A 20,066-nucleotide genomic window follows, 5' to 3' on the forward strand; every position below is an offset into this window, starting at 1 on the left:
GCTCCTATTCGTAGCTGATCGAGACCTCGTCGGTGACCGGCAGGGACTGGCAGGCCAGCACGATGCCGTCGGCGATGTCCTCGGCGTCCAGGACCTCGTTGTGCAGCATCTTCACCTCGCCCGAGACGATCCGGCACGCGCACGCACTGCATTGTCCCTCGCGGCACGAGTACGGCGCGTCCATGCCTTCGTCCAGGAGGCGGTCCAGGAGCTTCCGCCGCCGCGGCCACGCCAACGACCGCGTGTCCCCGTCGAGGGTCACCGTCAGCGACGCCGGTGCCTCATCGGATTCGACCTCGGGCTCCGGCTCACCGGACTCGAAGGGGTTCCCGGTCAGCGACGTGAACTTCTCGACGTGCACCCGTTCCCGCGGCACGCCGAGCTGCCCGAGCGCTTCCCGGACGGCGGCCATGAACGGCGCCGGCCCGCACAGGAACGCCTCGTGCGACGTGTACGCCGAGGCCAGCCCCCGCAGCTGCGCGACGTCCGGCAGCCCCTGGACGCTTTCCAGCCAGTGCACGACGACCAGGCGGTCGCCGTACCGCTTCGCCAGCGACCGCAGCTCGTCGGCGAAGATCACCGAGCGTTCGTCGCGGTTCGCGTAGACCAGGACCACCCGGCCGGAGCCCTCCTCCAGGGCCGTCTTGAGGATCGCCATCACCGGCGTGATGCCGCTGCCGGCGGCGAACAGCAGGAAGTCCTCGTCCACCGACGTGAGGCAGAACACGCCTGCCGGTGCCAGCACGTCGACCTGCATCCCCGGTTTCAAGGACGAGCAGATCCAGCTCGAGCCGTAACCGCCGTCGGTCCGCTTGACCGTCACCTGCACGCGGTTCTCGTGCGGCGCGCTCGAAAGCGAGTAGCACCGCGCCACCGAACCCGTCCGGTCGCTCGGGATCCGCAACGTCAGGAACTGGCCCGCCGTATAGGAAAACGCGTCAGCGTGCTCGTCGGGAATTTCGAACACCACCGACCGCGCGTCCGGTGTCTCGACGACGACGTCGGCGACCGTCAGCGTGTAGAACCGCTCAGCCATCGGCCACCGCCAGCGTGCCCTCGCGCACGGCGTCGGAGATGCTGTCGGCCAGCTTCGGGCACGTGTCGAGCAACGCCGAAGGGCCGTCCACATCCGCGAACACCGGGCAGGTGTCGGCGGGGCGGGACGTCCACTGGATGCTCGTGTGCTGGATGCTGTTCTTCTTCACCAGCACGCACGTGCCGCAGCTGCGGCACTCGTGCGGCCGCAGCCCGCCCGACAGGAACTCCGCCGCATCCGAGAAGGCAGCCCGTTCGGCGGTGGTCACACTTCCGCCTCGGTCTTCTGCCGCGCCAGGTTCTCGGCCACCTCCGCCGCCCAAGCCTCGTTCGCCTTGGAAGTGTCCACTTCGAACTCGAAGCGCTGGGTCATGTCCTCGCTGACGTCGGCGACGTCGACGTAGAACTGCTGGTACCACCGGCGGAGCTGGTAGACCGGACCGTCCTCTTCGCACAGCAGCGGGTTGTCGATCTGCGTCTTGTGCTTCCAGATCTCGACGTCCTGCAGGAACCCGGCCCCGATCCCGCGGGCCAGCTTCGCGGCGATCTTGTCCGCGTGCTCGTCGGAGATGCCCGGCGGCTTGCGCACCTTCATCCCGTACTGCAGCACGAACGACGTCGGCGTGACGGGGTAGTGGCAGTTGATCAGCACGCTCTCGATCTCGTAACCCTGGAACGAGTTCACCAGCTTGTTGATCATGTAGGACGGCCCGAAGTACGACGCTTCCGACCGCAGGAGGTTTTCCTCGCCGCCGTAGTTCGACGCCATGCCCATGTCCGGGCGGCCCTTGGTGTTGAGGTACTGCGTGGCGATGTGGCCTTCGAACACGTTCTTGAAGTACGTCGGGTAGGCGTAGTGGATGTAGAAGAAGTGCGCCATGTCCACGACGTTGTCGATGATCTCCCGGCAGTTGGAGCCGTCGATGAAGATCTCGTCCCAGGTCCAGTTGCTCCACTCGGCGCTGCCGTCGGCTTCGATCCGCGGGATCGCCAGCTCCTCGGGCGGCGGGTTGCCCTCGGGGTCGTGCCACAGGAGCAGCTGCCCGTTGCGCTCCTCCGTCGTCCACGACCGCGTCCGCGCCCGCAGCGGAACCCGCTTGGCGTAGGGGATCGAGACGCACTTGCCCGTGCCGCTCCAGCGCCAGTCGTGGAACGGGCAGGCGACTTCGTCGCCCTTGACCGTGCCCTGGGTGAGGTCGCCGCCCATGTGCCGGCAGTAGCCGTCGAGCACGTGCAGCTCGCCGCGCGAGTCGGCGAACACGACGAGCTTCGTGCCGAACGCCGTGATCGCGTGCGGTTTCCCGTCGCGGAAGTTCCGCGCCAGGCCGAGGCAGTGCCAGCCGCGGGCGTACCGGGTCGGCGGCTCGCCGGCGTAGATGGTGCGTACCGAGTCCTGCGTCATCGCTGCCCTCCCGTGGTCCCTTGATCTTCGTGCGCCAGCCGCGTCGCCGCAAGGTAGCCGAACACCATGGCGGGACCGATGGTCGCGCCCGGCCCGGCGTACGTCCGGCCCATCACGGCCGCGCTGGCGTTGCCCGCGGCGTAGAGCCCGGGCACCACCGAACCGTCTTCGCGCAGTACCTGCGCGTGCTCGTCGGTGCGCAGCCCGCCCTTGGTCCCCAGGTCGCCGGGCACGATCTTCACCGCGTAGAACGGCGCCTTGTCCAGGGGACCGAGGCTGGGGTTGGGTTTGTTGCGCGGGTCGCCGTAGTAGTGGTCGTACTTGCTGACCCCGCGGTGGAAGTCTTCGTCGACGCCCTTGCGTGCGAAGCCGTTGAAGCGCTCGACGGTCGCTTCCAAGGCTTCGGCCGGGACCTCGATCTTCGCGGCCAGCCCGGCCAGTGACGACGACTTCGCCGCGATCCCGGCCTTGAACCAGCGGCCGGGCAGCGGCTGGCGCGGCCCGATGCCGGTGAACATGTACCGGTCCTTGTAGCGCTGGTCGAACACCAGCCAGGTGGGGATGTGCTCGCCCGGCCCGTCGCCGTCGCCGTACATCGCGTGCACGGCCTCGACGTACGGCGCCGACTCGTTGGCGAACCGCTTCCCGTGCGCGTCGACCATGATGCAGCGCGGCCGCGACCGCTCGGCGAGCGCGAACCACGGGCCGCCGGTGAGCGGCAGGGACGGCCCCCACCAGGCGTCGTCCATCAGGTCGAGAGCGGCGCCCAGCTTGAGGCCGGCGGTGATGCCGTCGCCGGTGTTGGCCTCAGCGCCGACGGTCCAGTCGACACCGATCGGCGCGCGCTGGTACTTCTCGCGCATCTCCAGGTTCCGCTCGAAGCCGCCGCTGCCGAGGATCACGCCTCGCCGCGCGTGGATGACGCCGTTTTCGGTGACGACGCCGGTCACGCGGTCGTCGTCGACCCGCAGGTCGGTCAGCGCGGTGTTGAGCCGGACCTCGACGCCGGCCTGGGCGAGCCCGACCCGGAGCCCGGCCGCAAGCGCTTGCCCCATGCTCAGCAGCCGCTGCCCGCGGAGTTTGCCGACGAGCCACTGCCGGCCCAGCGACAGCATCCGGACGGCGCCGCGGGGGTGGCGGGCCAGCAGGCTCAGCCAGCGGTAGTCCGCCTGGGTGATCGGCACGCCCAGCGGGGGAGCGCTGTACGGCGGTTCGAGGTGGGCCAGCTCGGCGCCGAGCAGGTTGCCGTCGAAGGCGACCGGCTCGACGGACCGGCCGCCGCTGCGCCCGCCGGGGGCTTCGGGGTGGTAGTCGCTGTAGTCGCGGACCCAGCGGAACTTCAGCGGCGTGTGGTCGCAGACGAACCGCAGCACTTCGGGGCCGTGCGCGAGGAACGTCTCGCGCCGGACGGCCGGGACGACGTCGCCGACGATCGAGGCCAGGTACTCGCGCGCCCGCTCGGGCGGCTCGTCGATCCCGGCGGCGCGCAGCGCGTGGTTGCCGGGCAGCCAGACGCCGCCGCCGGAGCGGGCGGTCGAGCCGCCGAAGCAGGCTGCTTTCTCGAGGACCACTACGCTCAGGCCATGGTGGGCCGCAGCCAGCGCGGCAGTCATCCCGGCGGCGCCGCTGCCGACCACGACGACGTCGAACTGCTCCGTCATCTCACCTCACCTATAACGTGTTCCACTGACTGAGTAGCCAGTTGAGAGCCGCTTTCGGTCACCATAGACGAGAACGTGTTTCAGTTCTAGGGTAGCGACCATGGACGCACTCGTCGCGGACGTGGTCATCGTGGGGTTCGGGGCGGCCGGCGCCTGTGCTGCTCTCGAGGCGGCCGACGCGGGCGCCGACGTCGTCGTCGTCGAGCGCTTCGCCGGTGGGGGCGCCAGCGCGGTCAGCGGCGGGGTCGTCTACGCCGGCGGCGGAACCCGCCAGCAGCTCGACGCCGGCGTCGATGACTCCGTCGACGCGATGTACGCCTACCTGCGGCTCGAAACCGGTGACGTCGTCTCCGAAGCGACGCTGCGCCGGTTCTGCGAGGGCAGCCGGGAGATGATCACCTGGCTGGAGGACAACGGCGTGCCGTTCGAAGGCAGCCTCTGCCCGTACAAGACGTCGTACCCCAGTGACGACCACTACCTCTACTACTCCGGCAGCGAGTCCGCCGGCGGGTTCCGCGACGCGGCGAAGCCGGCCCCGCGCGGCCACCGCGTCAAGGGCCCCGGGACCTCGGGGAAGATGCTGATGGCCCGGCTCAAGGCGGCCGTGCGCGCCCGCGGCATCCGCGTGCTGACGCAGACGACCGCCCGGACCCTGATCCGCGACGCCGAAGGCCGCGTCACCGGGCTCGTCGTCGACACCCTCGGCGACGCCCCCGCGGGGGTGCGGGCCCAGCACCAGCGCTTCGCCCAGTTTGCGGCGAAGCCCGGGATCTACATCCCGTCGCTGCGCAAGTCGCTGCACCGCCGGGTCGAGCGCTTCGAGCGCGCGCACGGCCGTGAGCTGCGGATTTCCGCGCGGCGCGGGGTCGTGCTCGCCGCGGGCGGGTTCATCGCCGACCGCGAGATGGTGCGCGAGCACGCCCCCGCCTACCGCGGCGGCCTCCCGCTCGGCACGTCCGCCGACAACGGCTCGGGCATCCGGATGGGCGTCGAAGCCGGGGCGGCGACCGGGGAACTGGGCCGGATCTCGGCGTGGCGGTTCGTCACGCCGCCCAGCGCGTTCCTCGGCGGGATCATCGTCGACGCCGACGGGCGGCGGGTCATCGACGAATCCCGCTACGGCGCCGCGGTCGGGGAAAAGCTCATCGAGGACCACGGGAGCAAGGGCTGGCTGCTCGTCGACGCGCCGATCGTGGCCGAGGCGCGCCGGGACGGCCGCAAGCAAAGCCAGTGGTTCCAATGGCTTCAGCTGCGGTACCTGCTGCGCCGCGGCCGGGTCGTCGGCGCGACACTGGGCGAGGTCGCGCGCAAGGCCGGGATCGCCATCGAGGGGCTCAAGGCGAGCGTCGAGGCCTACCACGGCGCCGTGGACCCGATGGGCAAGCCCGCCGAGTTCGCGCGGCGGCTGGAGAACCCGCCGTTCTCGCTCATCGATATTTCGGTGCGGCCGAACCTCGGGTATCCCACGCCGATGCTCACCCTCGGCGGGCTGGTGGTCGACGAGGAGACGGGCGCGGTGCGGAGCACGGCGGGGGAGCCGATCCTCGGGCTGTACGCGGCCGGCCGCACCGCCGTGGGAATCTGTTCCAGGTCGTACGTGAGCGGTCTCTCGCTGGCCGACTGCGTTTTTTCCGGCCGCAGGGCGGGGATCAACAGTGCCCTGGCGCAGGGCGTTCTCGACAAAAACGAGAACGTGTTCTAGTCTCTCAGGAAGTGGAAACGAGAGAGGAACTGCGCATGAGCGAGCAGGTGATCGCCGGGGTCCGGGACCTCCTGCCGGTCCTGCGGGAACGGGCCCAGGACACCGAGGACGCGCGACGCGTCCCCGAGGAGTCCGTCAAGGCCCTGCAGGAGACCGGGTTCTTCAAGCTGCTGCAGCCGAAGCTCCACGGGGGCTTCGAAACCGACCCGGTGAGCTTCTACACCGCGGTCAAGCTGATCGCGAGCGCGTGCGGGTCCACCGGCTGGGTCGCCTCCATCCTCGGCGTCCACCCGTGGCACGTGGCCCTGTTCGACGCGCAGGCGCAGCAGGAGGTCTGGGGCGAAGACCAGGACGTGCGGATTTCCTCGTCGTACGCGCCGATGGGCAAGGCCGAGGTCGTCGAGGGCGGCTACCGCCTTTCGGGCCGGTGGAGCTTCTCCTCCGGCAGCGACCACTGCACGTGGGTGCTGCTCGGGGGACCCGCGTTCAAGGACGGCAAGCCGGTCGACTTCTGCACCTACCTGCTGCCCATCGCCGACTACTCCATTGTGGACGTCTGGGACACGATCGGCCTCCGTGGCACCGGCTCGAACGACATCGTCGTCGAGGACGTCTTCGTGCCGCAGCACCGGGCGCTGAGCTTCATCGCGACGTCGAAGTGCAAGGTGCCGGGCCAGGCCGTCAACCCCGGTCCGCTGTACCGCCTTCCGTACGGTTCGGTGCACCCGACCACGATCACCGCGCCGATCATCGGCATGGCGCAGGGCGCCTACGACGCGCACGTCGAGCACCAGGGCAAGCGCGTCCGGGCCGCGTACGCCGGCGAGCAGTCCAAAGAGGACCCGTTCACCAAGGTGCGGATCGCCGAGGCGGCCAGCGAGATCGACGCCGCCTGGCTGCAGCTGACGCGCAACATCGAGGAGCTGTACGAGCTCGCCAAGCGCGAAGAGCGGCTGCCCGTGGACCTGCGGCTGCGCGTCCGGCGCGACCAGGTGCGCGGCACCGAACGCGCGATCGCCGCGATCGACCGGCTCTTCGAGAACTCCGGCGGCCGCGCGATCCAGCGCGGCACGCCGATCCAGCGCTTCTGGCGCGACGCGCACGCCGGCCGCGTCCACGCGGCCAACGACGCCGAGCGAGCGTACGTCATGTACGGCACCGGTGCCTTCGGGCTCCCCGTCGAGAACGCGATGTACTGATGGCCGCTCCCGAAGGCAAGTACGTCCAGGCCGGTTCGCTGAAGCTGCACTACCACGAGGCCGGCGCCGAGCACGCCGAGACGGTGATCCTGCTGCACGGCGGCGGGCCCGGCGCGTCGGCGTGGAGCAACTTCGGGCGCAACCTGCCGGAGTTCGCCAAGCACTACCGGACAATCGCCGTCGACCAGCCCGGCTTCGGGCGGTCCGACAAGCCGGCCGAGCACCCGCAGTACTTCCGGCACAGCGCCGACGCCGTCGTCGGCCTGATGGACGCCTTGGGGATCGAACGCGCCCACTTCGTCGGGAACTCCCTGGGCGGGGGCGCGGCGGTGCGGCTGGCGCTGAACCACGGCAAGCGTGCCGGGCGGCTGGTGCTGATGGGGCCGGGCGGGCTGAGCGTCAACCTCTTCGCGCCCGATCCGACCGAAGGCGTCAAGAACCTCGGCAAGTTCGGCGCGCACCCCAGCCGCGAGCGGATGGAAGCCTTCCTCCGCATCATGGTCCACGACCAGGCGCTGGTCACCGACGAGCTGATCGACGAACGCTTCGCCGCCGCGAACACCCCGAAGTCCCTGGCCGCGATGCGCGCGATGGGGAAGTCCTTCGCGCAGCCCGGCACCTACGAAGAAGGCATGCTCTGGCGCGAAGCCCACCGCCTCCGCCAGCGCGTGCTCCTGATCTGGGGACGCGAGGACCGCGTCAACCCCCTGGACGGTGCCCTGGTGGCACTCAAGACGATTCCGCGCGCGCAGCTGCACGTGTTCGGCGGTTGCGGGCACTGGGCCCAGCTGGAGAAGTTCGACGAGTTCAACCGGCTGGCCCTCGACTTCCTCGGGAGTTCCTGATGGGCATCCGGTCACTGGGCTACCTCCGCGTCGAAGCCACCGACATGGTGGCCTGGCGCGAGTACGGGCTCAAGGTGCTCGGCATGGTGGAAGGCAGCGGCACCAACCCGGACGCGCTCTACCTGCGGATGGACGACTTCCCCGCGCGGCTGGTCGTCTCGCCCGGGTCCGCGGACCGGCTGGCCGTCACCGGCTGGGAAGCCGCGAACGCCGGCGAGCTGGCCGAAATCCGGTCGCGGTTGGACAGTGCCTCGGTGCCGTACAAGGAAGGCACCCCCGACGAGCTGGCCGACCGCCGCGTCGACGAGCTGATCAGCTTCGACGACCCGTCCGGCAACACCCAGGAGGTGTTCCACGGCGTCGCGTTGCAGCACCGGCGCGTGGTGAGCCCGTACGGCCACAAGTTCGTCACCGGCGAGCAGGGCCTCGGCCACGTCGTCTTGTCCACAAAGGACGACGAGGCGTCGCTGCGGTTCTACCGGGACGTCCTCGGCTTCCGGCTGCGCGACTCGATGCGCCTGCCGCCGCAGATGGTCGGGCGGCCCGCCGACGGACCGCCCGCGTGGCTGCGGTTCTTCGGCTGCAATCCACGCCACCACAGCCTGGCGTTCCTGCCGATGCCGACGCCGAGCGGGATCGTGCACCTGATGGTCGAGGTGGAGAACACCGACGACGTCGGCCTGTGCCTCGACCGCGCGATCCGGCGGAAGGTACCGATGTCGGCCACGCTCGGCCGGCACGTCAACGACCTGATGCTGTCCTTCTACATGAAGACCCCGGGCGGCTTCGACGTCGAGTTCGGCTGCGAAGGCCGCCAGGTCGACGACGACAACTGGATCGCGCGCGAGAGCACCGCGGTTTCGCTGTGGGGCCACGACTTCTCGGTCGGCGCGCGGCCGCCCGGCTCATGACGTCCGTGGCGGTCGACCAGACCGAGTTCCGCAGCGTCCTCGGGCACTTCTGCACGGGCGTCACCGTCGTCACCGGCCGCGACGGCGACACCCTCGCCGGGTTCGCCTGCCAGTCGTTCGCGGCGCTGTCGCTCGACCCGCCGCTGGTGCTGTTCTGCCCGGCCAGGACGTCCCGGACGTGGCCGGTGCTGGCCGCGGCGGGCCGCTTCGCCGTCAACGTGCTGGCCGAAGACCAGCAGGAGGTCAGCGCGGTCTTCGGCGCCCGCGGCGAGGACAAGTTCGCCCGGTTCGCCTGGACGCCCGCGCCGTCGGGCGCACCCCTGCTCGAGGGCGCGCTGACCTGGATCGACTGCTCCTTGGAAGCCGTCCACGAAGCCGGTGACCACTACGTCGTGATCGGCCGGGTGACCGCGCTGGGCGCGCCGTCGGAAGCTCGCCCGCTGCTGTTCCACCGCGGTCAGTACGCGGTCACCGAACCGGTCCGGGACGCGCTCTCGGCCCTGATGCCCTGGCCCCGCCCCGACGACTGGCTGTAACCGCCCCTCGCGCTGGGTTCGCGCGACCGGGTGGTTGTGCACGGGTTCACAGGTGGGCCGCATCCCATTCGCGAGAGAAAGCCGATCTCCGGCGCGCACACTGTTGCCGAGAAGACACCTTCCCGGGAGGAGTGAGTCGCGCATGCGTGGGCCCAGCGGACGGATCGCCCGGTTCGGGCGGCGGGTGCACCCCGGCCGCAACCCCCTGGCCCGGGCGGGCGACCGCGTCGAAGCCCTGCTGCTGCTCCTGGTCGTCGCCGGCGCGCTCCTCGCGATCCCGTTCGCGGCGGCGTTCGGCTCCGAGACGTACGCGGCGCAGACCGCCCGCGCGGCGCAAGAGCGCGCCACCCGCCAACCCGCGACGGCGGTCTCGCTCGCGGCGGCGTCCGGCCAGCCGTACAGCACCGACGGCGCCGGCGCCCCGGCCGCCCAGACGACGGTCCCGGCGGCCTGGTTCGACGCCCGCGGCGCCCGCCACACCGGCGACGTCCTCACCGACCCGGGCAGCCCGGCGGGCACCCGCGTACCGGTGTGGCTGGACTCCCGCGGCGAGCTGGCCGGCGAGCCGCTGTCGGCATCGACCTCGGCGGCGGACGGCGTGTTCGCGGCGATCCTGCTGTGGGTCGCGATCACCGGCGCCCTGGCGGCGTTGTACGGTGCCGGCCGGTTCGTCCTGAGCCGCTTCTACGCGGCGGCCTGGGACCGGGCCTGGGCGCGGGCCCGTCACGACAGCCGCTTCTGAGGCTTCCGTAACGCCGCGACGACGCCGGACGACTCTGTTTACCGTTGCTCTGTCCGTTCGTCTTGGAGGGCGCGGTTGTGTCGAGGCCGGCCACCGAAATCGAGCACCGGGCCAGGCAAGGAATCCTGCTGTTGATCCTGACGGCGTCAGCCCGACCGAGCTCGACGCCGCTGTCGAGCAGCACTTCAAGGCGTGCCGTAAATGGGCCGGCCACTCGCCGAACCATGTTTTCCGGCGGGTTATCCTCAATTCGGGCAATCCTTCGATGATCGATCACCTGCGGCAGGAGCTCGCCGTGGTGGCCCGGGCGCAGGCAGCCAAAAGGCACTACAACATCAGCGTGCTGAACGACATGCCTCAGGATGTGGGGGCCATCAGTATGGGAATATACGACGACGACCAGGTCTTCATCTCTTACGCCAGCGGCCGCGACCGGATGATCGGCATCAGTATTCGCAGCCGCGACGTCGTCCGCGACTGCTTCGAGCACTACTACGACCACCTGTGGGCCAAAGCGACACCGATCCGGAAGTGCCTGGAAGACCCGGTGCCGGAGCCGAGCTGAGCCCTCACTTCCAGCGGAAGTGCACGAACACCCGGCCGAAGTTGTCCTTGTCCTTTTCGACCCGGTGGTACAGCGCCTTGACGTCCTTGCGCTCGAGGAACCGCAGGACGTGCTTCTTCAGCTGGCCGGAGCCCTTGCCCGGGATGATCTCGACGAGCGGCGCCTTCTTCGCGACGGCTTCGTCGATGATCGCGCGCAGGGCCCGGTCGATCTCGCCGCCGCGGTTGTAGACGTCGTGGAGGTCCAGCTTCAGCTTCACACGCTCTCCCGGGCTCGACGACGTGCTTGAACGGTCGGCACGCGTGATGGAAACGCCGGCACCCGTGATCGAAGAGACGACACGAGCACGCCGCGTCGTGTCGTCGCCCTGATCACGCGTGTCGACCTCAGCTTCACAGCGCTTGCCACCAGCCGTCCACCGGGGGCGGCTCGGCCACGTCGACGCGCTCGCCGGGGCGGGGGACCGCCAGCGGGAGGTCGGCCTCCTTCGCCTCGCTCCACACGCGGTCCGCCGGCTCGCCCCACGGGTGCATGGCCAGCTGGAACGTCGCCCAGTGCACCGGGACCAGCAGCTTGGCCCGCACGTCGAGGCCGGCCGCGACGCCCTCCTCCGGGGTCATGTGGATGTCCGGCCACTGCGGGGCGTACGCGCCGATCTGGATCAGGGCCACGTCGAACGGACCGTGCTCCGCGCCGATCGCCGCGAACCCGTCGAAGTACCCCGTGTCGCCGCTGTAGAACACCCGGTGGGACGGGCCCAGCAGCGCCCACGACGTCCACAGCGTGTCGTCGTTCGTGATGCCGCGGCCGGAGAAGTGCTGGGCCGGCGTCGCGACGAACCGGACGCCCGCCACCGTCGCCTCTTCGTGCCAGTCCAGCTCGATGATCCGTTCCGCGGGGACGTGCCAGCGTTCCAGGTGCGCGCCGACCCCGAGCGGCACGAGGAAGGGAGCGGAAGACGAAGCCGTCAGCGCCCGGACGGTCGCCAGGTCCAGGTGGTCGTAGTGGTCGTGCGAGATCACGACGGCGTCGATCCGGCCGAGCCCGGACAGCGGCACCGGGGGCTCGTGCAGCCGCCGCGGTCCGGCGAACGCGGCAGGCGAGACCCGGTCGCTCCACACCGGGTCGAGCAGCACGCGGGCGCCGTCCAGCTCGACGAGCGTGGACGCGTGGCCGTACCAGGTCAGGTAGAGGCCCTCCGCCGCGAGAACCGGCTCCGCCGCGACCAGCGGCACCGCGCGGGCGGGTTTGCGCAGCTCGCGGTGCTCGCCGAAGAACATCTCGCGGAAGATGGTCCGCATCGCCGCCGCGGTCATCGGGTACCGCGGCGCGACGTTGCGGAACACCTTGCCGTCGAACTGCGGCGACGAGCGGACCCGCTCGGCCCGCGCCCCGGCGGCCTTCGCGCCGAACGCCGCCGGCAGGTCCCGCAGGGCCGCGACCGTCTTTTTCATAATCCAGTCTTCCTCATGCCCCGAGTCTACGAACGGTTCCTGAGAGGGGCCCCAGCTTCATGCAGGTGGGTGAGCGCCTGCCGGTAGGACTCGACCAGGCTCGTCTCGAGGTACGGGATGCCCAGCTCGGCGCAGTAGGCCCGGACGATCGGCTGCGCCCGCCGCAGGTGCGGCGACGGCATGCTCGGGAACAGGTGGTGCTCGATCTGGTAGTTGAGGCCGCCGAGGGCGACGTCGGTGACCACACCGCCGCGGACGTTGCGGGACGTGAGCACCTGCTTGCGGAGGAAGCCGAGCTCGGTCCGCCCGGTCAGCGTCGGCATGCCCTTGTGGTTGGGGGCGAAGATCGATCCCATGTAGACACCCCAGAGTCCTTGGTGGACGGCGAAGAACAGCAATGCCATGCCGGGGCTGAGCACCGTGAGCAGCGCGCTGAAGTAGAGGACGAAGTGCGCGGCGAGCAACGCGGCTTCGAGACCGCGGCGGCGCAGCCCCGGCTTGCGGACCGCGCGGATGCCGGACCAGTGCAGGTTCAGGCCCTCGAGGGTGAGCAGCGGGAAGAACAGGAACGCCTGGTACCGCCCGATGAACCGCGGGACGCCCCGGCTGGCGCGGGCCTGGTCCTTCGACCAGACGAGGATGTCCGGGTCGACGTCCGGGTCGAGCTCCTCGTGGTTCGGGTTGGCGTGGTGGCGGGTGTGCTTGTCCATCCACCAGCCGTAGCTCATCCCGACGCCGAGGTTCCCGGCGAGCAGCCCGGCGATTTCGGTGGGCCGCCGTCGCCGGAACACCTGCTTGTGCGCGAGATCGTGGGAGAGCAACGCGATCTGCCCGAACATCACGGCCATGAAGGCCGCGACGGCGAGCTGCCACCACGAGTTCCCCAGCAGCGCGAAGGCAACCCACCCGGCGGCGAACAACCCGGTCACGACGGCGATCCGGGCGGTGTAGTAGCCGGGACGGCGTGCCATCAGCCCGGCGGCGGAGATGCGGTGGCTCAGCCGGGCGAAGTCGCTGCCGACGAGGTTCTCTGTGGTGGTCACGCACCGAGTCTTCCCGTCGGCGGGTCTCCCGGGAAGCCGGTGGGCTCCCGGCACCTTGCGGGGGCCAGCCCTACCGGCCGGGGTGGTATACGCCTGGGTCAGGACCCGATGTACTCCGCGAGGTGCTTGCCGGTCAGCGTCTTCTTCCGCGCCTTCACCAGCTGCGCCGGCGTGCCCTCGAACACGATCCGGCCGCCGTCGTGACCCGGGCCCGGGCCGAGGTCGACGATCCAGTCCGCGTGCGCCATCACGGCCTGGTGGTGCTCGATGACGATCACCGACTTGCCCGAGTCGACCAGCCGGTCCAGCAACCCCAGCAGCTGCTCGACGTCGGCCAGGTGCAGGCCCGCCGTCGGCTCGTCGAGGACGTACACCCCGCCCTTCTCCGCCATCCGGGTCGCCAGCTTGATCCGCTGCCGCTCGCCGCCCGACAGCGTCGTCAGCGGCTGGCCGAGCGTGAGGTAGCCGAGGCCGACGTCGGACAGGTGCGTGAGGATCTTGTGCGCCGCCGGGATGCTCGCGTCCCCGTCGGCGAAGAACGCCTCGGCCTCGGTCACCGGCATCCCGAACACCTCGCTGATGTTCCGGCCGCCGAAGGTGTAGTCCAGCACCTCGGCCGAGAACCGCTTGCCGTCGCACACCTCGCACGGTGTGGCGGTGCTCGCCATGATCCCCAGGTCCGTGTAGACGACGCCGGCGCCGTTGCAGTTGGGGCAGGCGCCCTCGGAGTTGGCGCTGAACAACGCCGGCTTGACGCCGTTGGCCTTGGCGAACGCCTTGCGGATCGGCTCCAGCAGCCCGGTGTAGGTCGCCGGGTTGCTGCGGCGCGAACCGCGGATCCCGGTCTGGTCGATCGCCACCACACCGTCCTGCCCGGCCACCGAGCCGTGGATCAGTGAGCTCTTGCCCGAACCCGCCACCCCGGTCACGACCACGAGCACGCCGAGCGGGATGTCGACGTCGACGTCCTGCAGGTTGTGCGTCGACGCCCCGCGGACCTCCAGGACCCCCGACGCCGAGCGCACCGACTCCTTCAGCGACGCGCGGTCGTCCAGGTGCCGTCCGGTGAGCGTGCCACTGGAACGCAGACCGTCCACAGTGCCCTCGAAGACCACCTCGCCGCCTTCGGACCCCGCCCGCGGGCCGAGGTCGACGACGTGGTCGGCGATGGCGATCGCCTCCGGCTTGTGCTCCACGACCAGCACCGTGTTGCCCTTGTCGCGCAGCTGCAGCAGCAGGTCGTTCATGCGCTGGATGTCGTGCGGGTGCAGGCCGATCGTCGGCTCGTCGAAGACGTAGGTGACGTCGGTCAGCGACGACCCGAGGTGACGGATCATCTTGGTGCGCTGGGCTTCCCCGCCCGAAAGTGTCCCGGAAGGACGGTCGAGCGAGAGGTAGCCGAGCCCGATCTCGACGAACGAGTCGAGAGTGCGCTTCAGCGCGTCGAGCAGCGGCGCGACCGACGGCTCGGACAGCTTCCCCACCCACGCGGCGAGGTCGCTGATCTGCATCGCGCAGGCGTCGGCGATGCTGATCCCGTCGATCTTCGACGAGCGGGCCTCGGCCGTCAGCCGCGTGCCGTCGCAGTCCGGGCAGGTCTGGAACGTCACCGCCCGCTCGACGAACGCGCGGATGTGCGGCTGCATCGAGTCGACGTCCTTGGCCAGGAAGGACTTCTGGATCGCCGGGACGAGCCCCGAGTAGGTCAGGTTGATGCCCTCGACCTTGATCTTGGTCGGTTCCTTGTACACCAGGTCGGCGAACTGCTTCTTGGTGAACTTCTTGATCGGCTTGTCCGGGTCGAAGAAGCCGGAGCCGCGGAAGATGCGGCCGTACCAGCCCTCCATGCTGTAGCCGGGGATGGTGATCGCGCCTTCGTTGAGCGACTTGTTCTCGTCGAAGAGCGCGGTGAGGTCGATGTCGTTGACCTTGCCGCGGCCCTCGCAGCGCGGGCACATGCCGCCGGTGATGCTGAAGCTGCGGCGTTCCTTGATCTGCCGGCCGCCCTTTTCGAGGGTGACCGCGCCCGCGCCGCTGATGGACGCGACGTTGAACGAAAACGCCTGCGGCGAGCCGATGTGCGGCGTCCCGAGCCGGCTGAACAGGATCCGCAGCATCGCGTTGGCGTCGGTGGCGGTGCCGACCGTGGAGTGCGGGTTGGCGCCCATCCGCTCCTGGTCGACGATGATCGCGGTGGTGATCCCGTCGAGGACGTCGACGTCGGGTCTCGCCAGCGTCGGCATGAACCCCTGCACGAAGGTGCTGTAGGTCTCGTTGATCAGCCGCTGCGACTCGGCGGCGATCGTGCTGAACACCAGGGAGCTCTTGCCCGAGCCGGAGACCCCGGTGAACACCGTCAGCCGCCGCTTCGGCAGTTCGACGCTGATGTCCTTGAGGTTGTTCACGCGGGCGCCGTGGACGCGGATCAGGTCGTGGCTGTCGGCGGCGTGCTGTTTGGTCATCGGGCACTCCAGTTTTTCGTTCGGGCCTCGGCGGCTTGCCGGTATTCGTGCGGCGAAAGGCCGTAAGCGTCCCGGAAACGGCGGACGAACAATGCGACAGGCAGATCCACTGTGTTCGCGAGTGTTTCGATGTCCGGCGGCAGCGTGTATTCGCGTTCGATCCGGTCGCGGATGCGGCGGAGCAGCACCAATTCGCGCAGGTGGTTCTGCGCGGCGACCTTCAGGCTCAGGCACATGTCGGTTCCCTTTCCGGTGTGCGGCCGAGCACCGCCCGATCGCTTTTCGGGGGTTCCGGGTGGCGGAGCCCCCGGCCCGGGGCGGAGCCCCGGATGACACAGGCCGCGATCGGGAGCAGCAGGAGGGTCAGCACGCCGGACAGCACGAGGCCGCCCGTGCTGCCGGCCAGTTCGATCAGCGGACCACCCAGTGCCAGGCCCAGCGGTGCGGCCACGGTCGCGCCGGTCGTCCAGAGCGTGACGACCGGCTGCTGTTCGCCGGGTGCCAGCCCGGCTTGGAGGAAGCTGTAGGCGACCGGGGTGAACGGCGCGTACACCAGTCCGCCCAAGCCGAAGACGAGCAGCGCCACGGTCAGGTCGCCGGTGAGGGCGAGGCCGATCGGGCACAGCGCCCACAGGCCGATGATCGCGACCAGCAGCGGGCGCTGCGGCAGGTTCCGCAGCCGGCCGACGAGCGCGGCGCCGAGGAACGCGCCGGCCCCGAGCGCGCCCCAGAGCCACCCCAGCCCGGACGCGCCGGCGTGCAGCGTTCCGGTCACGTACAGCGGGAGCGCCACCTCGATGGGCATGTAGAGGAAGTTGAAGAAGAACTCCACCACCAGCAGCCGCGCGGCCACCGGACGGCGGCGCAGGATCCGCCAGCCCGAGCCTTCGGGCCGCTCCGGAGGCTCGGCGGGCTGGGGGACGCACGCGAGGGTGGCGGCCAGCAGGATCAGCGCTCCGCCCGCGTCGACGAAGAGCGCGAAGCCCGCGCCGGCGGTGGCCACGACGACCCCGCCCAGCACCGGACCGGCGATGTAGAGCGCGAACGTCGTGTTCAGCCCCAGCAGGCCGTTGACCGAGAACCGCCCGGCCTCGCCCGCGGCCGACGTCGCCAGCAGGCGGCGGCTGCTCGACCCGGCCAGCCGGAACGTCGCGCCGAAGAGGAGACCGGCGACCAGCACCGGCAGCGTGAGCAGGCCGGCGACGGCCAGGACGCCGAGGGTGGCGAAGGTCAGCGACCGCAGCACGCAGTCGGCGACCAGCAGCGTGCGCGGCGGCACCCGCACCCGGCCGAGGCCGATGGCCAGGGCCAGCAGGGTGGACAGGACGAACGGCGCGGCCTCGACGAGCCCGATGGCGATCGCCTTCGGCACGCCGCCGTGGAGGGAGAGCGTCTGCACGGGCATGGCGACCAGGAGCATGCCGGTGCCGACGTTGGCCAGGAGATCCCCCAGCAGGAGTCCGGCGATCCGCCGGTCGCGCAGCACCTCCCGGTAGCCGTGCGCCGCGGCGGCGGTCGTGGTCAGCGCAGTTCCTGGATGCGCAGGAGGTTGCCCGCCGGGTCGCGGAACGAGCAGTCGCGGATCCCGTAGGGCTGCTCGACCGGCTCCTGGACGACTTCGGCGCTGCCTGCCTCGAGCTTGGCGAAGAGGGCGTCGAGGTCCCTGGTGGCCAGGTTGACCGAGGCGTAGGTGCCCTTGGCCATCATCTCGGCGATCATGCGGCGCTCGTCGTCGGTCAGGCCCGGCGTCGCGGCCACCGGCGACAGCACGATCGAGGTGTCCGGCTGGTTCGGCGGCCCCACCGTGATCCACTGCATGTCGCCGTACTTGACGTTCTGGCGGACCTCGAAGCCGAGGAGGTCGCGGTAGAAGGCGAGCGAGGCTTCCGGGTCCGTGTGCGGGAGGAAGCTGGAGTGAATGGTGACGTCCATGCTGGTCACCCTAGGTGGCCGCCGAGGGCCGCGCTTCTCGATTCCTGATCGGTCTGGTGACCTGCTTGGCGACGCACGGCGGCATCCCGACGGTGGCCTCGGCCTGCTGCTCGCGGTAGACGCTCGGGGGCGTGCCGACCAGCTCGGCGAACCGCGTGCTGAAGGTGCCCAGCGACGAAAAGCCGACGGTGAAGCAGACTTCGGTGACGCTCAGTTCGCCCTTGCGCAGCAGCGCCATCGCCCGTTCGATCCGCCGCGTCATCAGGTACGAATACGGTGACTCTCCGTACGCTCGCCGGAACTGCCGGCTGAGGTGCCCGGCCGACATGTTTACGCCGCGGGCCAGCGCCTCGACGTCGAGGGGCTGGGCGTACTCCCGGTCGATCCGGTCCCGGACCCGGCGCAGCAGCGCGAGGTCGCGCAGGTACTGCGCCGTGGCGGCGGTGCTGGTCACCCCTGAATCCTGCCATAGGGGGACGGGCCCGGGATGTCATGAACGACTCTTTCATGACTCCCGACGACATGAACGACTCTTTCATGACATCCGGCGGCGGGATCGTCCACAAGCGACATGCGAGGCTGAGGCCGTCCCGGGAGTTCCCGTTCCCCCGGGACGGCCGTGCACCGGTGCAATGGACCGTGAAGCCTTTCCGGCGGCATACCCTTCCGCCGCAGGGCCGCCACGGCCCGTTCGACCCCGGGCCCCGCCCGGTGTGCCGGAAGAAGGTCATCCCGGGGGCGTCGGGTTCCCTCGGGATGACCTTCTCCTGGCCCGCCGGGCGCTCGATCCGGTTACGGACGCGAGGCGGGCAGGGGGACGTTGGGGGCCGGCCACCACACCACCCAGCCGCGGAGGGGGTGTGGTGGCCGGCAAGGGACGGAGGCCGCCGCGCGCAGCCCCGTCCCGGCTTCTCTACCTCCCCATGGGGATGGCCATCGTCGGCAGCGCGCCCGCGGGCAGCGACTGCGCCTGCAGCGCCGTCGTGGGCGGGGACTGGGCCGGGAAGGCCGTGGTGGGGATGTCGTTGGCGAACTCGCTCTCGAACTCGCGCTCGAAGGCCTGCGCGTCGAAGCCGCTCTCGAACTCCGGCGGGACCTCGGCCGCCAGCGCGGCGAGCGCCGGTTCGACCACCGGGACCTGCGGGACCTCCGCGGCGGGCGCGGGCTCCGGCTCGGGCACGTAGTCGGGCGCGGGCAGCCGCCGGTTGAGCTCGGCCATCCAGTCGAGCATCGCCCGTGGCTTGTCCCAGCAGGAGATGCCGACGAGCTGCCCGTCGCGGACGAACCCGGTGATGCCGTCGGCCAGTGTCACCGTGTCCTCGGCCAGCGACGGCATCCCGCACATCTGCAGCCGGGTGTCGTACAGCGTCGACCAGGCGCGGGGGAGCGGGGTGAACGGCACGGCGCTCGATTGGCCCATCAGCAGGTTGTCCGCCGCGTGCCGGGCCGACTCGACGGCGTTGATCCAGTGCTCGACCCGCCGCGGGGTCTCGTCGAAGCGCAGGTTCGGCCAGCGCGCGATGTCGCCGGCGATGACGACGTCGGAGGCGCCCTCGGCGAACAGCTTCGAGTCGCAGAGGACGCCGTCGCTGATGTCGAGGCCGGAGCCGCGCATCCAGTCGACCGACGGGACGCTGCCGATGGCGAGCACGACGACGGCGGCGACCAGCAGCTGGTTGTTCGTCAGGTGCAGCCCGACGGTGTCCTTCGTGCTGATCCAGTGCCGGACTTCGCTCCGCATCGCCAAGTTCGCGCGGTGCTCGTGGTGTGCCTCGACGATGCCGCTGGAGACGCGGTCGCCGAAGCGGTGCAGCGGCGCCTTCGCGTGCCCGATCAGGGTGACGTCCCGGCCGATGTGCCGCATGCTCGCGGCGAACTCGTTGCCGATCAGGCCGGCGCCGATCACGACGGCCGGCTTCTTGCTGGCGTTGAGGCAGCGCCGCACCGCCATCGAGTCCTCGACCGTGCGCAGGATCCGCACGCGCGGGTCGTGCCGCGGCGCCCCGGGCAGATGCCGCGGGTAGACGCCGGTTGCGGCGATCAGGCCGTCGTACCAGAGGGACTCGCCGCCGGGCAGGTGCACGACCCGCTCGGTGGTGTCCAGGTGGGTGACCCGCGCGCCGAGCCGCCAGTGCACGTCGAGGTCCGGAAGGTAGTGCGAAAGGCCCACGTCACTGGGCCGTTCGGTGCCCATCACCAGCGCCTTGGAGACCATCGGGCGGTGATACGGCCGCCGCGCCTCGTCGCCGATGAGCACGATCTCGCCGTCGAACTTCTGTTCCCGCAGGCGTTCCGCGGCACGCAGCCCGGCGACGCCCGCACCGACGATGACGATCCGGTCGCCGTCAGCCATCGAGGTCCCCTCTCATCACGACCGCCTGCATCGGGCAGCAGCGAGCGGCCATCTTCGCCTGTTCCAAGGTGTCTTCGTCCAGCAGCCGCTTGATGAAGCGCAAGCGGCCGTCCTGGCCGAGGTCGAACACGTCCGGCGCCTCCATGGCGCAGATGCCGTAGAGCTCGCACCGGTCGTTGTCGACGCTGATCCGGGGCCCGCCACCGGGCAAACGGAGCGGCATG

The 20,066-nt window shown here is 70.4% G+C and carries 21 protein-coding genes; 7 read left to right on the forward strand and 14 right to left on the reverse strand.

What is annotated here, in order from left to right:
• Positions 1 to 4: 4 nt before the first annotated feature.
• The 4 genes from A3CE_RS0136215 to kstD are packed head-to-tail and all read right to left on the reverse strand — an operon-like array spanning position 5 to position 4,098.
• Positions 5 to 1,036, reverse strand: a complete 1,032-nt coding sequence (locus A3CE_RS0136215; RefSeq protein ID WP_020644997.1) for a ferredoxin--NADP reductase — start codon at positions 1,034 to 1,036, stop codon at positions 5 to 7.
• Positions 1,029 to 1,304 (reverse strand): hypothetical protein, encoded by a 276-nt coding sequence (locus A3CE_RS0136220; RefSeq protein ID WP_020644998.1) that lies wholly within the window; start codon positions 1,302 to 1,304, stop codon positions 1,029 to 1,031. The genes A3CE_RS0136215 and A3CE_RS0136220 overlap by 8 nt, the downstream gene beginning before the upstream one ends.
• On the reverse strand, positions 1,301 to 2,437 hold the full coding sequence (locus A3CE_RS0136225; protein WP_020644999.1) for a 3-ketosteroid-9-alpha-monooxygenase, oxygenase component: 1,137 nt from the start codon (positions 2,435 to 2,437) through the stop codon (positions 1,301 to 1,303). Before A3CE_RS0136225 ends, A3CE_RS0136220 begins: the two co-directional genes overlap by 4 nt.
• Positions 2,434 to 4,098 carry a 3-oxosteroid 1-dehydrogenase gene (kstD, locus tag A3CE_RS0136230; RefSeq protein WP_020645000.1) on the reverse strand — a complete coding sequence of 555 codons (1,665 nt, stop codon included), beginning with the start codon at positions 4,096 to 4,098 and terminating at the stop codon, positions 2,434 to 2,436. Before kstD ends, A3CE_RS0136225 begins: the two co-directional genes overlap by 4 nt.
• A 100-nt stretch (positions 4,099 to 4,198) precedes the next feature.
• Between kstD and A3CE_RS0136235 the strand changes: the two genes are divergently transcribed.
• From A3CE_RS0136235 to A3CE_RS0136265, 7 genes are all read left to right on the forward strand, one after another.
• Positions 4,199 to 5,800 (forward strand): FAD-binding protein, encoded by a 1,602-nt coding sequence (locus tag A3CE_RS0136235; RefSeq protein WP_020645001.1) that lies wholly within the window; start codon positions 4,199 to 4,201, stop codon positions 5,798 to 5,800.
• A 35-nt stretch (positions 5,801 to 5,835) separates the two neighbouring features.
• A complete protein-coding gene (gene hsaA / locus A3CE_RS0136240) occupies positions 5,836 to 6,999 on the forward strand; it encodes a 3-hydroxy-9,10-secoandrosta-1,3,5(10)-triene-9,17-dione monooxygenase oxygenase subunit (protein WP_020645002.1) in 1,164 nt (387 codons plus the stop codon).
• On the forward strand, positions 6,999 to 7,844 hold the full coding sequence (gene hsaD / locus A3CE_RS0136245; RefSeq protein ID WP_020645003.1) for a 4,5:9,10-diseco-3-hydroxy-5,9,17-trioxoandrosta-1(10),2-diene-4-oate hydrolase: 846 nt from the start codon (positions 6,999 to 7,001) through the stop codon (positions 7,842 to 7,844). Before hsaA ends, hsaD begins: the two co-directional genes overlap by 1 nt.
• Positions 7,844 to 8,755 carry an iron-dependent extradiol dioxygenase HsaC gene (hsaC, locus tag A3CE_RS0136250; RefSeq protein ID WP_020645004.1) on the forward strand — a complete coding sequence of 304 codons (912 nt, stop codon included), beginning with the start codon at positions 7,844 to 7,846 and terminating at the stop codon, positions 8,753 to 8,755. The genes hsaD and hsaC overlap by 1 nt, the downstream gene beginning before the upstream one ends.
• Positions 8,752 to 9,291, forward strand: a complete 540-nt coding sequence (gene hsaB / locus A3CE_RS0136255; protein ID WP_020645005.1) for a 3-hydroxy-9,10-secoandrosta-1,3,5(10)-triene-9,17-dione monooxygenase reductase subunit — start codon at positions 8,752 to 8,754, stop codon at positions 9,289 to 9,291. The genes hsaC and hsaB overlap by 4 nt, the downstream gene beginning before the upstream one ends.
• 142 nt (positions 9,292 to 9,433) lie before the next feature.
• On the forward strand, positions 9,434 to 10,033 hold the full coding sequence (locus A3CE_RS0136260; RefSeq protein ID WP_020645006.1) for an Rv1733c family protein: 600 nt from the start codon (positions 9,434 to 9,436) through the stop codon (positions 10,031 to 10,033).
• A gap of 265 nt (positions 10,034 to 10,298) precedes the next feature.
• Complete coding sequence (locus A3CE_RS0136265) at positions 10,299 to 10,598, forward strand: hypothetical protein (protein WP_020645007.1); 300 nt, start codon at positions 10,299 to 10,301, stop codon at positions 10,596 to 10,598.
• Between the two features lie 4 nt (positions 10,599 to 10,602).
• On the opposite strand, the gene A3CE_RS0136270 is transcribed toward A3CE_RS0136265, so the two are convergent.
• From A3CE_RS0136270 to A3CE_RS0136315, 10 genes are all read right to left on the reverse strand, one after another.
• Positions 10,603 to 10,857, reverse strand: coding sequence for a Smr/MutS family protein (locus A3CE_RS0136270; protein ID WP_013224398.1), 255 nt, complete (start codon positions 10,855 to 10,857; stop codon positions 10,603 to 10,605).
• 133 nt (positions 10,858 to 10,990) lie between these two features.
• Positions 10,991 to 12,052, reverse strand: a complete 1,062-nt coding sequence (locus A3CE_RS0136275) for an MBL fold metallo-hydrolase (protein WP_020645008.1) — start codon at positions 12,050 to 12,052, stop codon at positions 10,991 to 10,993.
• 26 nt (positions 12,053 to 12,078) lie between these two features.
• On the reverse strand, positions 12,079 to 13,095 hold the full coding sequence (locus A3CE_RS0136280) for a fatty acid desaturase family protein (protein WP_020645009.1): 1,017 nt from the start codon (positions 13,093 to 13,095) through the stop codon (positions 12,079 to 12,081).
• A gap of 98 nt (positions 13,096 to 13,193) precedes the next feature.
• Complete coding sequence (locus A3CE_RS0136285; protein ID WP_020645010.1) at positions 13,194 to 15,557, reverse strand: ATP-binding cassette domain-containing protein; 2,364 nt, start codon at positions 15,555 to 15,557, stop codon at positions 13,194 to 13,196.
• Complete coding sequence (locus A3CE_RS0136290; RefSeq protein WP_020645011.1) at positions 15,554 to 15,793, reverse strand: helix-turn-helix transcriptional regulator; 240 nt, start codon at positions 15,791 to 15,793, stop codon at positions 15,554 to 15,556. The genes A3CE_RS0136285 and A3CE_RS0136290 overlap by 4 nt, the downstream gene beginning before the upstream one ends.
• Complete coding sequence (locus A3CE_RS0136295) at positions 15,784 to 17,043, reverse strand: MFS transporter (protein WP_020645012.1); 1,260 nt, start codon at positions 17,041 to 17,043, stop codon at positions 15,784 to 15,786. The genes A3CE_RS0136290 and A3CE_RS0136295 overlap by 10 nt, the downstream gene beginning before the upstream one ends.
• A 35-nt stretch (positions 17,044 to 17,078) precedes the next feature.
• Positions 17,079 to 17,489, reverse strand: a complete 411-nt coding sequence (locus tag A3CE_RS0136300; protein WP_043792877.1) for a VOC family protein — start codon at positions 17,487 to 17,489, stop codon at positions 17,079 to 17,081.
• A gap of 10 nt (positions 17,490 to 17,499) precedes the next feature.
• Positions 17,500 to 17,943, reverse strand: coding sequence for a helix-turn-helix transcriptional regulator (locus A3CE_RS0136305; RefSeq protein ID WP_020645014.1), 444 nt, complete (start codon positions 17,941 to 17,943; stop codon positions 17,500 to 17,502).
• 459 nt (positions 17,944 to 18,402) lie between these two features.
• Entirely contained in the window at positions 18,403 to 19,842 is a 1,440-nt protein-coding gene (locus A3CE_RS0136310) for an NAD(P)/FAD-dependent oxidoreductase (RefSeq protein ID WP_020645015.1), read from the reverse strand.
• Positions 19,835 to 20,065, reverse strand: coding sequence for a ferredoxin (locus A3CE_RS0136315; protein ID WP_020645016.1), 231 nt, complete (start codon positions 20,063 to 20,065; stop codon positions 19,835 to 19,837). The genes A3CE_RS0136310 and A3CE_RS0136315 overlap by 8 nt, the downstream gene beginning before the upstream one ends.
• Between the last annotated feature and the right edge of the window lies 1 nt (position 20,066).

Origin of the sequence: Amycolatopsis balhimycina FH 1894 (genome assembly GCF_000384295.1) — a bacterium.
Taxonomy (GTDB): domain Bacteria; phylum Actinomycetota; class Actinomycetes; order Mycobacteriales; family Pseudonocardiaceae; genus Amycolatopsis; species Amycolatopsis balhimycina.

Bases quoted from the DNA above. Each gene is read 5' to 3' on its own strand.
- hsaC (WP_020645004.1), top strand. From the start codon at position 7,844: ATGGGCATCCGGTCACTGGGCTACCTCCGCGTCGAAGCCACCGACATG.
- kstD (WP_020645000.1), bottom strand. From the start codon at position 4,098: ATGACGGAGCAGTTCGACGTCGTCGTGGTCGGCAGCGGCGCCGCCGGG.
- A3CE_RS0136260 (WP_020645006.1), top strand. From the start codon at position 9,434: ATGCGTGGGCCCAGCGGACGGATCGCCCGGTTCGGGCGGCGGGTGCAC.
- A3CE_RS0136310 (WP_020645015.1), bottom strand. From the start codon at position 19,842: ATGGCTGACGGCGACCGGATCGTCATCGTCGGTGCGGGCGTCGCCGGG.
- hsaB (WP_020645005.1), top strand. From the start codon at position 8,752: ATGACGTCCGTGGCGGTCGACCAGACCGAGTTCCGCAGCGTCCTCGGG.
- A3CE_RS0136285 (WP_020645010.1), bottom strand. From the start codon at position 15,557: ATGACCAAACAGCACGCCGCCGACAGCCACGACCTGATCCGCGTCCAC.
- A3CE_RS0136215 (WP_020644997.1), bottom strand. From the start codon at position 1,036: ATGGCTGAGCGGTTCTACACGCTGACGGTCGCCGACGTCGTCGTCGAG.
- A3CE_RS0136225 (WP_020644999.1), bottom strand. From the start codon at position 2,437: ATGACGCAGGACTCGGTACGCACCATCTACGCCGGCGAGCCGCCGACC.
- A3CE_RS0136235 (WP_020645001.1), top strand. From the start codon at position 4,199: ATGGACGCACTCGTCGCGGACGTGGTCATCGTGGGGTTCGGGGCGGCC.
- A3CE_RS0136275 (WP_020645008.1), bottom strand. From the start codon at position 12,052: ATGAAAAAGACGGTCGCGGCCCTGCGGGACCTGCCGGCGGCGTTCGGC.
- hsaA (WP_020645002.1), top strand. From the start codon at position 5,836: ATGAGCGAGCAGGTGATCGCCGGGGTCCGGGACCTCCTGCCGGTCCTG.
- A3CE_RS0136315 (WP_020645016.1), bottom strand. From the start codon at position 20,065: ATGCCGCTCCGTTTGCCCGGTGGCGGGCCCCGGATCAGCGTCGACAAC.
- A3CE_RS0136290 (WP_020645011.1), bottom strand. From the start codon at position 15,793: ATGTGCCTGAGCCTGAAGGTCGCCGCGCAGAACCACCTGCGCGAATTG.
- A3CE_RS0136265 (WP_020645007.1), top strand. From the start codon at position 10,299: ATGATCGATCACCTGCGGCAGGAGCTCGCCGTGGTGGCCCGGGCGCAG.
- A3CE_RS0136300 (WP_043792877.1), bottom strand. From the start codon at position 17,489: ATGGACGTCACCATTCACTCCAGCTTCCTCCCGCACACGGACCCGGAA.
- hsaD (WP_020645003.1), top strand. From the start codon at position 6,999: ATGGCCGCTCCCGAAGGCAAGTACGTCCAGGCCGGTTCGCTGAAGCTG.